The sequence below is a fragment of the Microbacterium deminutum genome (assembly GCF_039530205.1).
Classification (GTDB): Bacteria; Actinomycetota; Actinomycetes; order Actinomycetales; family Microbacteriaceae; genus Microbacterium; species Microbacterium deminutum.
On record NZ_BAAAOG010000006.1, the window covers coordinates 117,774 to 131,545 of the forward strand.

General features: G+C 65.9%; 9 protein-coding genes. 6 read left to right on the forward strand and 3 right to left on the reverse strand.

The window, feature by feature from the left end; translation table 11 throughout:
• Positions 1 to 36 precede the first annotated feature (36 nt).
• Positions 37 to 735 (reverse strand): FadR/GntR family transcriptional regulator, encoded by a 699-nt coding sequence (locus ABD212_RS14460; RefSeq protein WP_344095834.1) that lies wholly within the window; start codon positions 733 to 735, stop codon positions 37 to 39.
• A gap of 245 nt (positions 736 to 980) precedes the next feature.
• On the opposite strand from ABD212_RS14460, the gene ABD212_RS14465 reads away from it, so the two are divergent.
• The 4 genes from ABD212_RS14465 to ABD212_RS14480 are packed head-to-tail and all read left to right on the forward strand — an operon-like array spanning position 981 to position 6,915.
• The gene (locus ABD212_RS14465) at positions 981 to 2,045 is read left to right on the forward strand and encodes a quinone oxidoreductase family protein (RefSeq protein WP_344095836.1); all 1,065 of its coding nucleotides are present in this window, start codon (positions 981 to 983) and stop codon (positions 2,043 to 2,045) included.
• 7 nt (positions 2,046 to 2,052) lie between these two features.
• A complete protein-coding gene (locus tag ABD212_RS14470) occupies positions 2,053 to 4,413 on the forward strand; it encodes a CocE/NonD family hydrolase (RefSeq protein WP_344095838.1) in 2,361 nt (786 codons plus the stop codon).
• On the forward strand, positions 4,400 to 5,671 hold the full coding sequence (locus ABD212_RS14475) for an acyl-CoA dehydrogenase family protein (RefSeq protein WP_344095840.1): 1,272 nt from the start codon (positions 4,400 to 4,402) through the stop codon (positions 5,669 to 5,671). The genes ABD212_RS14470 and ABD212_RS14475 overlap by 14 nt, the downstream gene beginning before the upstream one ends.
• Positions 5,668 to 6,915, forward strand: coding sequence for a DUF3500 domain-containing protein (locus ABD212_RS14480; RefSeq protein WP_344095842.1), 1,248 nt, complete (start codon positions 5,668 to 5,670; stop codon positions 6,913 to 6,915). The genes ABD212_RS14475 and ABD212_RS14480 overlap by 4 nt, the downstream gene beginning before the upstream one ends.
• A 909-nt stretch (positions 6,916 to 7,824) precedes the next feature.
• On the opposite strand, the gene ABD212_RS14485 is transcribed toward ABD212_RS14480, so the two are convergent.
• Positions 7,825 to 8,292, reverse strand: a complete 468-nt coding sequence (locus ABD212_RS14485) for a hypothetical protein (protein WP_344095844.1) — start codon at positions 8,290 to 8,292, stop codon at positions 7,825 to 7,827.
• Between the two features lie 351 nt (positions 8,293 to 8,643).
• Positions 8,644 to 10,929, reverse strand: a complete 2,286-nt coding sequence (locus ABD212_RS14490; protein WP_344095845.1) for a family 78 glycoside hydrolase catalytic domain — start codon at positions 10,927 to 10,929, stop codon at positions 8,644 to 8,646.
• Positions 10,930 to 11,102: 173 nt separating this feature from the next.
• Between ABD212_RS14490 and ABD212_RS14495 the strand changes: the two genes are divergently transcribed.
• Positions 11,103 to 11,741 (forward strand): TetR/AcrR family transcriptional regulator, encoded by a 639-nt coding sequence (locus tag ABD212_RS14495; protein ID WP_344095847.1) that lies wholly within the window; start codon positions 11,103 to 11,105, stop codon positions 11,739 to 11,741.
• Between the two features lie 417 nt (positions 11,742 to 12,158).
• A complete protein-coding gene (locus ABD212_RS14500; RefSeq protein WP_344095849.1) occupies positions 12,159 to 13,715 on the forward strand; it encodes an ABC transporter substrate-binding protein in 1,557 nt (518 codons plus the stop codon).
• Positions 13,716 to 13,772: the final 57 nt, after the last annotated feature.

Consider the following 13,772-nt stretch of genomic DNA (forward strand, 5'->3'; position numbering starts at 1 on the left):
CGGCGCCCCAGCACTTCGGTTCGGCTGTGGGTGCGCTCAGTCGGTGGCGAGCAGCCCCGCGTGCTTGTCAATGGCCGCCTTTGTGCGGGAGACGTCCCCGGCGATGATCGCGGCCACGAGCTCCTCGTGGGTTTCCAGCCTCAGCTGCAGCCATGCCGCGGCGGATGCCGGATCCTCGTCGTGGGTCGCCGCCACCGCATGTTCGCGCACGAACCGTGTCATCGAGAGATACAGCGCGGAACCGGTCTGGTTGGGGGAGATGAGCGCGATCCGCTCGTGCAGGTCCCAGTTCGCGAGCAGGAACTGCGTTCTGCCCTTGCCGGCGGCGGCCTTCAGCTTCGTGAGCAGCTTCTTGATGTCGGCGATGTCGGCGGGGGTGCGGTGCTGGGCGGCATCCACGTCGATCAGCACTTCGAGCGCCTCTCGGACGGCGACGGCCTCGGCGACGGATGCCGGGGCGTCGGTGACTGCCAGCAGGGTGTGGCGGATCCGCACCACCGGGCCCGACGCGGTCGCGTACAGGCCGCCGCTGCGTCCGGGTCGGATTTCGGCGAGCCCGCGATCGGTCAGGATCCGGATGGCCTCGGCCACGGTCGACCGTGCGAACCCCGTTCGAGCCTTGAGCGCGTCGATCGTACCGATCAGCTCGCCCGGTTTGAATTCGCGGTCGAGGATCTGCTTCTCGATCTCGCCTGCGAGAACCTGCGCGCGCGTCTGTGTCACGTAGGAGCTCATGCGCGAAGCCTAACAACAAGCATCGGAACGATTACCTCCATTGAAGACCCAGCGAGAGCTGGTAGACCGTCGCCGCGTTTTCATGGCTGTGGTGGCACGGTCATCGGGGTTCGTCATTGAAACTCTCGGAGGCGAGGAGGTGGGAATGATCAACTACACGGTTGTTTATATTCTTCTTGACAGCGATGCGAGGCACGCTCATACTCATTAAAACATACTAACCATATCGATGGTAAGGAGCTCGCGTGAGCGAGACGCGACCCCAACGGCGGGGCCCCACCGAGGCGATCGTCGCCGATGAGGTCGTCGCAGCGGTGGTCGATGCGCCGGGTAGAGAACCCCGGATCGGCTCCGTCGCACTGCCGGTGCGGATGCCGGGCTCCACCCTCATCCAGATGGTCGCGGCGCCCATGAACCCGCTGGATCTGCTCATCGCCTCGGGCGCCTTCCACTCCGCGCGCCACGACGAGCCGTACGTTCCCGGCAGCGAATGCGTGGGTGTCGTGGTGGAGTCCGAGACCTTCGAGGGCGGCACGATGGTCTACGCCGAGTGCCATGCGGCACCCGGCGCACCAGGCGCTTTTGCAGCACGGGTCATCGTCGCCGACGCGGACGTGCTCCCCCTGCCCACGGGTGTCGACCCCGTGATGGCTGCGGCGGTGGGCAACTCCGGCACTGCCGCTTACATGCCGCTGGTCGAGTCCGCTCGGCTTGAACCCGGTGAAACGGTCATGGTCCTGGGCGCGACCGGCGCCGTCGGGCAGCTCGCGATCCAGATCGCCCGTCGACTCGGTGCGGGCCGGGTCATCGGCGTCGCGCGGACCCGCGACGCGCTCGATCGCCTCCTCACCATCGGTGCGGATGCTGTGATCGAGCTGCTCCCGGACGAGAGCGTCGACGATCTCGCGGACCGGATGCGGGCGACGGCCGGCGCGGTCGATGTCATCCTGGACGGCCTGTACGGTGCGCCGCTGGAAGCCGCGCTGCGTGTGTGCGCCCCGAAGGCGAGGGTCGTGAACATCGGCAACCTTGCCGGCGCTACCGCCGAGGTGCCCGCGGGCCTGCTCCGCGGCAGGCAGATCAGCCTCACCGGCTTCGCCGGACTCCACACGCCACTGCGTGAGAAGGTGGCCGCTCTCAGCTGGCTGTGGGCGGCTGTCGGCAACGGCGAGCTGAGCCTCGCGGTCCGCACGTTCCCGCTGGATGAGCTTCCCGCGGCCTGGCAGGCGCAAGCCACATCGCCGCACGCCAAATGCGTCATCCTGCCCGCAGGTACCTCCTCCACCGACCTACCCGCAACAACGGAATGAGAGTGCGATGAGCACACCCGACATCACCGACGAGACAACGGACGTCTCCACCGGTGTCATCGCCGGCCCGATCCGCGGCCTGAAGTACGAGACCCCCAGCTTCGCCGGGCTCACGAACGAACGTGGCGAATTCTCCTACCGACAAGGCGAAACGGTCGTCTTCCTCGTCGGGGGAGTGGTCCTCGGATCGGTGGATGCCGCTCCCCGCGTGAATCTCGCACAGCTGGTCAATCGCGCCGACGGCAAGATCGACCGGCTGGGCGACCCGATCGTGACCAACCTCGCGCGATTCGTGCAGACGCTGGACCAGGACGGCGACGGCGAGAACGGTGTCACGATCGCACCGGTCGTGCACGACCTCATCGGACCGATGGTGATGAACTTCAACCAGGCCGACACGGACGCGGCGGAGGTCGCGGACACACAGTCCGAGGACCACGCGAACAAGACCATGGTCGCGTTCGCCGGCGACCAGACCGCCACGTTCGCCACCGATCCCATGGTCACCGGCATCCTCGAGACCCTCAACACGACTCCCGGCGTGTTCACCGCGAGCACGCCGCGCACGCTCCGTAGCGCCGCGGCCGCGCGCAACGAGCTGCGCCGCAACATCCGGGGCATCATCAAGGAGACCGACGTCAGGATCACCCTGCGAGACGGGTCGTACGTCTGCGCCGACGTGTTCCGTCCGGCTGATGGCGGACAGCATCCGATCATCATGAACAAGGGGTTCTACGGCAAGGCGTTCGAGCATGGCGTGATCGGCAGCGACGCGGAAGCGGCGCACAAGGAGGAGCAGGAGGACCGCTACTTCTCGGGCAACCCCGATGGCCTGCAGTACGAGAACCACGAGAGCGTGGACTCCGCGGTCTGGGTGCCGAAAGGCTATGTCTGCATTCGCGTCGACTCGCGCGGTGTCGGCAGCAGCCCGGGTCTCCAAGCGCCGTTCAGCGTGCAGCAGGCTGAGGACTACTACGACGCCATCGAGTGGGCGGGGACGCAGCCGTGGTCCAACGGCAACGTGGGCCTCTGGGGGATGTCGTATCTCGCGATCACCCAGCACACCGTCGCGAGCCTGCAGCCACCACACCTGAAGGCGATGATCGCGCTCGGCACGGACGCGGACCTCTACAACGAGGCCATCTACGGCGGCGGTCTGTTCGGGGAAGGCTTCTGGACCTGGTGGCGTGGAGCCATGGCCGGCCACAACTACATCGGCGAGCGGAACGAGACCGACTGGCTGGAGCGGATGCTCGCCACGCCGTTCAACGACCCCGAGGCGTACGGTGCGCGCGGGTCGATCTTCATGCGTCCCGAGATCGAGAAGGCCACCGCACCCGTGTGGATCGTGGGTCCGCAGACCGGCGTCGTCATCCACCAGGCAGGCAGCAGCGAGACCTATCTGCACTCGACCGGCGTCAAGGGCAAGAGGTTCGATTTCGTCGATGCGTGGTTCCCGCACAGCTACAAGGAATCCACCATCGCCGAGCACGAGGCGTTCTTCGACCGCTGGCTGAAGGGCGCGGACAACGGGGTGATGGATGCCGCACCCGTCCGGGTGCAGGTGCGCACGGGCAACGGTGGACACTACGTGTCGGAAGAGGCGGAGTGGCCCATCGCCCGCACGATCTACCGTCGCTGGTATCTCGACGCCACGCCGTCCGACTGGGAGGGGGATGGCCGCCGCAGCGACTTCCTGCGCATCATCGAAGATGTCCCGGCTGCCGAGTCGTCGGCCAGCTATGACGCGCACCTCGAACTTGGCATGCGGATCCCCGCACCGATCGGATACGTCGGCGGCACACCACGCTGGTCGACGGGGGTCTCGTTCATCAGCGAGCCGGTCGACGAGGACATGGTGCTCGCGGGTTACATGAAAGTCGGCCTCTGGGTGTCGTCGACGAGCGCCGACATGGACGTCTTCGTCTCACTCCGGGTCCTGGACGAGAACGACCGCGAGATCCGATACGAGTCACTCGTGCCGCCCGTGGATCCGACCAGCATCCACCCCGCCGGACACGGACTGCTGAAGGTGTCGCACCGCAAGATCGATGAACATCGCTCCACCGACTACTGGCCGGTCCACACGCACACCGAAGCGGACCACGCCCCACTAGAGAGCGGCGAAGTCGTCGCGATCGAACTCGGCCTGAACCCGAGCAGCGCACTGATCCGCAAGGGCAGTCGGCTGCGGATCGACGTGCAGCCCTACTCGCCCGCCGGTCTCACCTCGCGCGCGCCTATGACGAGAGCTACCACTTCGGCGCGACGAACACCGTCTACACCGGCGCCGATCACCCGAGCTATGTTCAGCTCCCGATCGTTCCGAGTAAGAAGTGACGCAGGAGATGACGATGCTTTCCACTGACCGTGCCGAGAGGCTCGCGACGATTCTCGAGAACGTGCGAGAGCTCGGACCCACTCTGCGAGAGCGAGCGCCCGAGGCGGAGCGTGCCGGTCGTCACTCCGACAAGACGATCGCCGACCTCCATGCGGCGGGTGTGTTCGACATCGGCAGCCCCGCCGAGTACGGCGGCGACGAGCTGTCCGTGCGCCAGCAGCTGGATGTCGTCGCCGAAGTCTCCAAGTGGGACGGCTCGGCCGGCTGGACGGTTTGGGCGGGGGCATCGACCAACTGGCTGCCGGTCGGCATGGGACCTCGGGTCATCGAAGAGGTCTACGGCGCCGACTGGAGCGGGCCGCGGGTCGCTGGGTCGAGCCACTTCCCGGCCTCACGGGGCCGGGCAAGGAAGGTCGGCGGCGGCTGGATCGTCTCCGGCGGGCCGTGGGGCTTCGCGAGCGACGCCCTCTGGGCCCCCTTCACCAACCTCGGGTGCATCGCCGAGGAAGACGGCGAGCGATCTCTCGTCGCGCTGCAGGTTCCGATCGACCAGCTCCGATTCCTCGACGACTGGAACGTCGCCGGCATGCGAGCAACCGGCAGTGTCTCGGCCACGTTCGACGGCGACGAGCTGTTCGTGCCCGACTATCGGGGCGTCGTCTTCGATGAGATCGCGCGGCAGTCCATCGATACCGGGCTGCAGGGATCGCTGTGGAAAGCACCCACGCTCGGCTGGGCGTTCAGCACCATGGCCGGCATGTCGATCGGAATCGCCCAGGGCGTGCTCGAGCGATTCCTGGAACGATCCGCCGGCAGGCCGATCCGGGGCACGACCTACAAGAACCAGCTCGAGGCCCCGCTGACGCACCTCATGCTCGCCGAGGTGCATTCCAAGATCCAGTCCGCTGTTCTGATGACTCGCGCCAACGCCGACGAGACCGACCGCCTCGGCGAGCTCGCAGCATCGGGCACTCCCGCAGACCCCGACTACATGCAGCGGTTCAGCGCCCGGGTGCTTGTCGAGACCGCCTACGCCGCGAAGTGGTGCGCGGAGGCGATCGAGCTTCTGCAGCGCAACTCCGGGTCGACCGCGATCATGGACTTCGAGCCGATCCAGCGCGCGTGGCGCGACGCCCGCGTGATCACCCTGCACGGTGCGTTGAACCTCGAGGCGCTCCAGGAGAACTACGGGCGGCTGATGGCGGGGGTTGGGGCGCACCAGGTGTCGGGCATCACCGGCCTCGACCGCTTCGCCCCCGCCCCCGGAAAGGACAACCGGTCGTGACCACAGAGCCGTCAGCGCGCCAGCGGTCAGATCACCTGCAGTACGTCCCCGCGTCGGACGATCCCCGAGTGGCAGGACTGGGGGTTTACAACGCCCGCGACTTCGCCGCGGTGCGCGCGGCGGTCCCGATGCTGGTGCCGGTCATCGCGGGCTGGAAGAAGGCGTTCGAAGAGCCGTACGTCGGGGTGACGACGGATGGCAGCATCCGTTCTGACGTCTACGATCTCGCAGTCGTCCCAGACGGTGAGATGGCGCCTGTCGAGGCTATGCGCTCCGCCGCGCACGCGCTTCGGGACAACATGACCGCGGACACCTGGGAGACCCTCACCTATCCGCTGGACTCGCCGCGGTGGCGAGGATGGAGCAACCCGGAATTCCTCATCTTCGACAACGGCCTGCGGCTCGAGGAGCACGGCCCGGAGATTCGCCGCGCCATCCTGACCCTTGTCGAGTCGTCGTTGAGCGAGCGTGGCTACACAGTCGTTCGCAGCCTCATGGCTCTCAACGCGTACCTCGGTGAGCTCGTCGGGCTCCCCGCGATCATGAACGAAGGCAGCTATCAATTCGCGATCTACGGTGACCCGTTCGGCGGTGACGCGTGGGGATGGCAGCTGTTCGGCCACCACGTTGCCGTCAACGTGCTCGTCGCGAATGATCGCATGACGATCGGCCCAGTGTTCCTGGGCGCAGAACCCGACTCGAAAGCGAATGGGGCGGATGCCGGCACCCGCGTCCTCGAGCCACGCGAGCGGCTGGGGCTCGAGTTCATTCGAAGCCTCACCCCGCAGCAGCTGGAGGTGGCTCAGGAGTTCGACCGCATCTTGCACCCCGACATCCCTGCTGAACGGTGGAACCCTGCCGATGGACGGCACCTGGCTGGTGCTTTCGCCGACAACGGCGTCATCCCATTGCAGGGCATTTCGGGAGCCGAGCTGGACGAAGATCAGAAGGCCCGGCTGGTGGCCATCTGCATCGAGTACTCCAGCCTCCTGCCGGACGGACCTCGTGCGGCTCGGCGGCGTGAGGTCGAACGCTGGATCGACGACACCTACCTCACCTGGATCGGTGGGACGGGCGACGACGACGCCTTCTACTACCGCGTCCAATCGCCCGTGATTGTTGCGGAGTTCGATCACCACCAGGGCATGTGGCTCACCAACGAAGAGCCGGCGCGGTTCCACACGCACACGACGTTGCGGCTCCCGAACGGCAACGATTACGGCACGCTCCTGTGGGGAAGGTGAGCGCACCGTCGACCTGTCGGTAGAGGATTCGCGATGGGTCGAGCGATGTGGGGGACTCCGGGCTCGAGGGTGAGGTCGCCATCGTCGCCTACGCACGAACGCCTTCGACACGGTTACGTCTTGAGCTGCGCGGAACGCGGCAGGTGAACCGCGGCCCTCGAGCGGTTGGGCCCCCCGAGTGGGAAACTACGAAAGGCATCTGCAGATGGGTTCAATCCCCACGGTAGGTCCGCCATCGGGTGAGGCATTGTCCGGTTGCCGAGCGGCCGATTGTTGTGCCGGTTTGTGCCGGTTACTGGGCTGTAAGCAGCGGAAATCGGACCTGATCGTGAGACTAGCTGCGACTAACTGCGACTGACGAGCACTTCGGACTGGTCGTGGGAGCGAGAGCGGATGACCACAATCGTGAGGTCCCGGCTCAGCGCCGCACGCCGCGTACCGTGGTTTCAATCTCACCGACTCTCATCACCTCGCCGTCGACCACCCAGCGCACTGGGCTCAGCTCATGATCGTGGGTCGCGGGTTCAAGCCCTGCTCCTGCTACAGATAAACCCCAGGTGAAATATGGTTTCTGTTATCCGGTCAGCGATTCGCTACCGACACGCCGGGATACATGGCGGGGTGGGCGTCCACTGGACTTGCGCGACCCCGCGAGCGACAACGAGTGCGCCGGCTTGATCGCTTGACCGTGCGCTTGACGAGGCAGAGCGTCTCATGGGGCGGCACGACACTGCACAGCAACGCGTACGGTCAAGCGATCAAGGCGATAGCGCGTGAGCACTTGGAAGACTCGCTCACCGAAGACCGACAGGCGGATGGACTGACGACGGCGCTTAGCTCATTGGCGGCGTTCGCCAGGCGATGCGCCCCGAGCATCGCGACCTTCACCCGAGGGCGCGCCGGTTCGCCTCAGTCTCGCAGGGCGCCGGGATGCGCCGGCTCGAAGACGACCGACTCCGCCAGATCCGCGACGGCGGCCGCCCGCTCGTGCTCGTGTTCGGCAGCCTCCTCGAACTTGGCCGCAGCGGCGTCCCGTCGGGCGTGCATGCTGTGACTGATGGCGGCGAGCCTCTCGGAGAGGAGTCCGGCCAGGCCGTCGCGCAGTTCCTCCAGGTTGGTGTTCGCGATCTCGAGCCTGCGATCTGAGACCGTCACCTCGACCGTGGGATAGCCGACCTGGGTGAGGAACCGACGCATGTCGCCATCGAGGATCTGCTTGACCTCTTCGGCGTCGGGTCGTCGTGTGAAGACCGCCTCGACCGTGTACCTGTCTGGGGCCCCATCTGACATCAGCGTCGCTGGCAGGGAGGCGACGAGCACCGATCCGAGCCCCAGCAGCGCGCCGTCGCTGCCAGTCGCCTGTGTCTGTGTACTCATCATCGGACGTTACGCCCACATCCTGTACGACTCACAGACTGACAGGGACCTCTTGTCGACGTCGCACTCAGCGGTGCCCGGCCTCACGCCCGCCGTGGAACCGCAGCTGGGGAGCAGTGCAGGGGACGACGTCCTCCACTGGATGCGCGACTTCGTGAGTCCACCAAGCATCCCCAAGCCGTTTCGCTGATCAGAGCGGCTTCGGCCGCGGCATCCGAGGACCCGGCAATCGCACGGGGTTTCCGAGAACAGATGAAGACTCTCGCCCGCGATGCATCACCGAACGGGTTCGCGAAGGTGGCACGGCTTCGGAACTCAACGTGTATGCATGTCCCTCTGTCGCTTATCGAACTAAGCGGAAACAACCCTCAGCGCGTTGCGCTGGACGTTGCGCGAGTACTCCCCGGGTCCAACCTGCTCATCACTCTCACCCGGTAGCCGCAGCACCGCCGTACACCCTTCCGGGACTGTGGCAGTGAGGATGAGATCACCATCACTGATCTCCCACTGGACGCGGGCCTCGCCATATGGCGTCTCGAGGCTTGTTCGCGCCCATTCGATGTCCCCACCGGGTTGCGGCGCGATCAGGATGCGGCGGTAGCCCGGCTCGAGTGGAGCGAGTCCACCGACCGTGCGGTGCAGCCAGTCGACGACGGCGCCGAGCGCGTAATGGTTGAAACTCGTCATCTCGCCGCCGTTGATGGTGCCGTCGGGAAGCATCGAGTCCCAACGCTCCCAGATCGTCGTCGCCCCCATGCTCACGGGGTACAGCCACGAGGGGTTCTCGGTCTGCAGCAGCAGCCGGTAGGCGTGATCGAGGTGCCCGGTGTCGGTCAGAGCGTCGGTGACGAAAGGAGTGCCCGCGAAGCCTGTCGAGATATGGAACCCCGACTGCTCCACCAATTCGGCGAGGCGGTGACCGGCGGATTCCCGGTCCTCCTCGCCCAGGATGCCGAAGCAGATCCCCAGTGCGTAGACCGTCGTAGCGTCGCTCGTGATGACGCCCTTCGCTACATAGTTCGCGACGAAGGCCGACCGTAGGCCGTCTGCCATGGCACGGAACTCGGCGGCATCCGCGTCGCTCCCCAGGATCTCTGCGGCCGCCTGAACCAGCGTCGCCGTGCGGTACGCGCACAAGGTCGCCACGACATGCGGATCCGCCTTCGCCGCCCATGGCTGATCCGCCGGCGCGTCGGGGTCGAGCCAGTCGCCGAACTGCATTCCGGTGTCCCACAGCCCATTCGGTGAGAGCTTGCTGCGCACGCGGCGAGCATGCGAGGTCATCGACGCGTAGGACTCCTTGAGGACCCGAACATCGCCGTAAGCGGTCCAGAGCGCCCAGGGCACCCACACCGCCGCATCGCTCCAGATCGCGGAAGTGTCGGGTTCGGGGAGGCCTTCCGGAGAGTCGATGTACTTGAGGACGTCAGGAATGACCACCGGAACCAGACCGTCGCGATGGGTCTGCTCCAGGGCAAGGTCTCGCAGCCAGTCCCGCAGGAAGTCGTTGCAATCGAAGAGGTAAGCCGCGCTGGGTGCGAAGGCCGCGATGTCGCCGGTCCACCCCAGCCGCTCGTCGCGTTGCGGGCAGTCCGTCGGGACGTCGACGAAGTTCCCGAGCATGCCCCAGACCGCGTTCTCGTGGAGGCGGCTGACCATCGCGTTGGAGGTCTCGAAACGTCCGATCCGTCGCATGTCCGAACTGATGACGACTGCCGTGAGTCCGCCGGCTTCGCGAAGCGCCTCGGCACCGCCGGGCCAACCGTCCACCTCCACGTATCGGAAGCCATGGAACGTGAGGGTCGGCTCGAACACGTCAGCCCGGCCGGACAGTGTGAACCGGTCGGTGGCCTTCGCACTGCGCAGCGGTCGTGTGCCGAGCTCGCCGTCCTCGAGGACTTCGGCGTGCCGCAACGTCACGACATCGCCGGAGGTGCCCGAGACTTCCGCGCGGACCCACCCCACGAGATTCTGACCGAAGTCCACCAGCACGCGGCCTGCGGGTGAGGTCCATACGCGGGTTGGCGGAAGTACACTCTGCCGTCGAACCGTCGGGCCGATGTAGGGCTCGAAGCGCGAGAGGTCATCGCCGACATCGTGAACACCACTCCACTGCTCCGAGACGAATCCAGGTGCCAGCCACGCGTCGTCGAAACGGCGAGCGTCGATGTCTTGACCGTCGTAGAGATCATTAGCGGTCGTTGCGGAGGGCCCCGCTGTCCATGATTGGTCTGTCGCCAGGATCTGTTCATGTCCGTCCGCGAATCGAACTCGCACCTCGGCAAACCCCGCGAGCTCCTCGCCGTAGAACTTCGAACCCCCACTCCAGGTGAGGCGTCCCCGGTACCAGCCGTTGCCGAGTGCCAGGCCGATGACCGTTGTCGGGCCGACGAGCTCGGTTACATCGAGTTCGTCGTACCGCAGACGCCACTCGAAACTCGACCACCCGGGGGTGAGGAGGTCGTCCGACGCCCTCCGGCCATTGATCCAGGCTTCGACCACGCCGAGCGCAGAGAGAAGTATCGTCGCGGATTCGACCGCGCCATGGCCCTCGTCCAGTCGGAATTCGCCGCGCAGCAGGGGCGCTCCGTCGAACTCGGCATCGGGTGCGATCATGCGTGCGTGGAAGGCGGTCATGGGACTCCATCGTCGAACGTTCAGGCTAACCTGTACCATAATGGAACAAATATTGGTGGATGTCGAGTTGCCGGTTCCGTCGAGGCGGCGCTGCCCTCGCTCGGCCGTTGTTGGACAATAGGGTCGGGGCGAAAACGACGCCGGACCCGACTGAACGCTTGAGGAGACGCGCGATGGTGGATACCGCAAGCACGCGATCGCCGGCTCGAACGGGGCAGCGCGCGCCCTATGCCAACGGCGAGCGCAAACGCGCCGAGTTGATCGGGGCCGCGTTCGCGGTGTTCGCGGAGAAGGGTTTTCAGCGACTGTCGGTCCGGCAGATTGCCGAGGAGATCGGCACGAGCCACACCGCGTTGCTGCATCACTTCGGATCGAAGGATGCACTTCTGGAAGCGGTCCTCGAGCGCAGCGAGGAAGCGCAGGGCGCGTGGCGGGAGACCGTCCTGGAAGAGCGAGGCATCCTCGAGACCGTCCCTGAGGTCATGCGTTATAACGCACGCATGCGCGGGGTCATCCAGCTGGATGTGACGCTGCGGGCGGAAGCAGTTCGCCCCGACCATCCGGCGCATGCCTTCATCAAGCGCCGCGACGAGGCGTTCTACACTTCCGTACTCGAAGAGCTGCAACGTGAGCAGGAGCTCGGGCGGCTCAAGCCCGGCATTGATCCCGCGCTCATCGCCAGGATGGTCATCTCCCTCATCCGCGGAATCGAGGAATCGTGGCTCTACGACGAATCGATCGATACGGCTGAGCATCTCGCCGCGTTCATGGATCTCATCCGCAACCCGGGCCAACAAGCACCGACTCCCTGAGTCGGGCTCCCAGCTACGCACCCGCAAGGATGCGAGCCTGCTGGCCAGGTGGCCCCGGCCGGCGGCTGTTCTGAACGTCACGGTTGGGTACTTGGCGTCCAAGGAGCACCCTCGCCCGCGCGACCGAGTCGCAATGCGGGCCTCCCCACGGTGTGCTGCCTCTACGGAGCTCTTCGACGGCCACGCGGCCACACGGTCGCAGCTCGATCGTCGTTCCGAGACGCACCGGAAACGCGTCGCGTGACAAATACCTGTTCCAATGTGGCATACGTCCCTTGACAAATACCTGTTCCAATGTGGCATACTTTCATTGCATCGATTCAACGAGGAGGTTGGAATGCCAAAGGCTCACCCCCACATGGCAACCCGGTCCCGCACTGCGCGGGTTTCCACCTCCTCCGAACAAGGAGGTTCTGAATGACAATCACATTCCAGCGCGCCCGTCGAGCCGCCCTGCTGACAGCAGCAGCGCTCGCGGTTGCAGCGCTCACGGCCTGCGCGGCCGGAGGTGCGGGCGGTAAGCCGACCATCCCCGTCGGCGACCCGTCAACGCTGAACATCGGCTATTCCTCCGATCCTGCCGCGGTGGGATTCGACCCGGCGAAGTACAGCGGGGGCGCCCAGGCGCAGTTCTTCGACGGGTTCTACGAGACCCTGTTCGTCCGCAACCCCGCCGGCCCTCCCACCCCGGGCCTGGTGGCGGAGTCCAGCTACAACAAAGACTTCTCGGTGATGACACTGAAGCTGAAGCCCGGTGTCACCTTCAGCGACGGCAGCGTGCTGGACGCCGCGCTGGTGAAGGCGAACCTGAATCGGCGCAGCGACCCGTCGCTCGTCGGCTATCTGCTGGTGGGTCCGGGTGGCGGTGACGAGATCAAGTCCGTCGACGTAGTGGCACCCGACACGGTGGCGCTGACGTTGGTGAACCCGAATCCGACGTTCGACAGCGAGTTGACGGGGGCGGCCGGCACCATCGTCGGCAAGTCCGCGATCGAGGACCCGTCGATCCTGTCGGCGGCTCCGGTTGGTTCGGGGCCCTACACCCTCGACAAGGGTGCCACGGTCGTCGGAAACTCCTACACGCTCGTCAAGAACGACGAGAGCGACGTCGCCGCCAGCTACCCGTTCAAGACCATCGTGTTCAAGCCGATCGGCGAACCCCAAGCCCGGCTGAACGCGCTGATCTCGGGCCAGATCGACGCCGCCCCGATCAGCCCCACCAACTCCGACCTGGCAACCTCCAAGGGACTGGACCTCGCCACCACCGGCGGCGCGGTGATGAGCCTGTTCGCGTTCGACAAGGTGGGCCATGTCGTCCCCGCATTCGGCGAGGAGAAGGTGCGTCAGGCCATCCAGTACGCCATCGACCGGAAGAGCCTCGTCAAGGCGCTCCACCCGGATGATGTCGCCGCGTTCAATGCGCTTCCGAGGGAGTCAGCCGGTTTCGACAAGGCGCTCGACAAGAAGTGGGCCTACGACCCCGCCAAGGCGAAGCAGCTGCTCAAGGAAGCCGGCTACGCGGACGGGTTCAAGTTCACGATCATCGCCGGTCCCGAGTTCGCGACGGATACCGCGGCCGTCCAGAAGAACCTTGCCGATGTGGGAATCACGATGGACATCAAGGCACCGGCGTCCACCTCGGAGGGCTTCGATGCGGTGACCACCACGCCGCTGGGCATGGCGCCGCTGGACTGGTCGACCCCGGCCGGTGTGATGAGCGACGTCTTCCTCGGCTTCGCGAACCCGTGGGGCGCGAAAGACGCTGAACTCGAGGCCGCCACGAAGGCGCTCGACGAGAACGGCTCGAAGGACAAGAAGTCCCTCAAGGCGCTCAACGCGCGGCTCGTCGAATCCGGCTGGGACATTCCGCTCTACGAGCTCGTGACGCAGCCCACGGCGTACAACGGCGCCAAGTTGTCGGCCGTGGCACCGGCAGGCAGTGACCTGCTGTCGATGTACGTGCCCGCGAAATAGTCCCAACTCCCGCTCGACTCGCCTCCCGGCCGATCCGCTGCGATCGGCCGGAAGGCC

Coding starts and splice junctions, on each gene's coding strand:
- ABD212_RS14460 (WP_344095834.1), bottom strand. CDS start 735: ATGAGCTCCTACGTGACACAGACGCGCGCGCAGGTTCTCGCAGGCGAG.
- ABD212_RS14470 (WP_344095838.1), top strand. CDS start 2,053: ATGAGCACACCCGACATCACCGACGAGACAACGGACGTCTCCACCGGT.
- ABD212_RS14475 (WP_344095840.1), top strand. CDS start 4,400: ATGCTTTCCACTGACCGTGCCGAGAGGCTCGCGACGATTCTCGAGAAC.
- ABD212_RS14485 (WP_344095844.1), bottom strand. CDS start 8,292: ATGAGTACACAGACACAGGCGACTGGCAGCGACGGCGCGCTGCTGGGG.
- ABD212_RS14490 (WP_344095845.1), bottom strand. CDS start 10,929: ATGACCGCCTTCCACGCACGCATGATCGCACCCGATGCCGAGTTCGAC.
- ABD212_RS14495 (WP_344095847.1), top strand. CDS start 11,103: ATGGTGGATACCGCAAGCACGCGATCGCCGGCTCGAACGGGGCAGCGC.
- ABD212_RS14500 (WP_344095849.1), top strand. CDS start 12,159: ATGACAATCACATTCCAGCGCGCCCGTCGAGCCGCCCTGCTGACAGCA.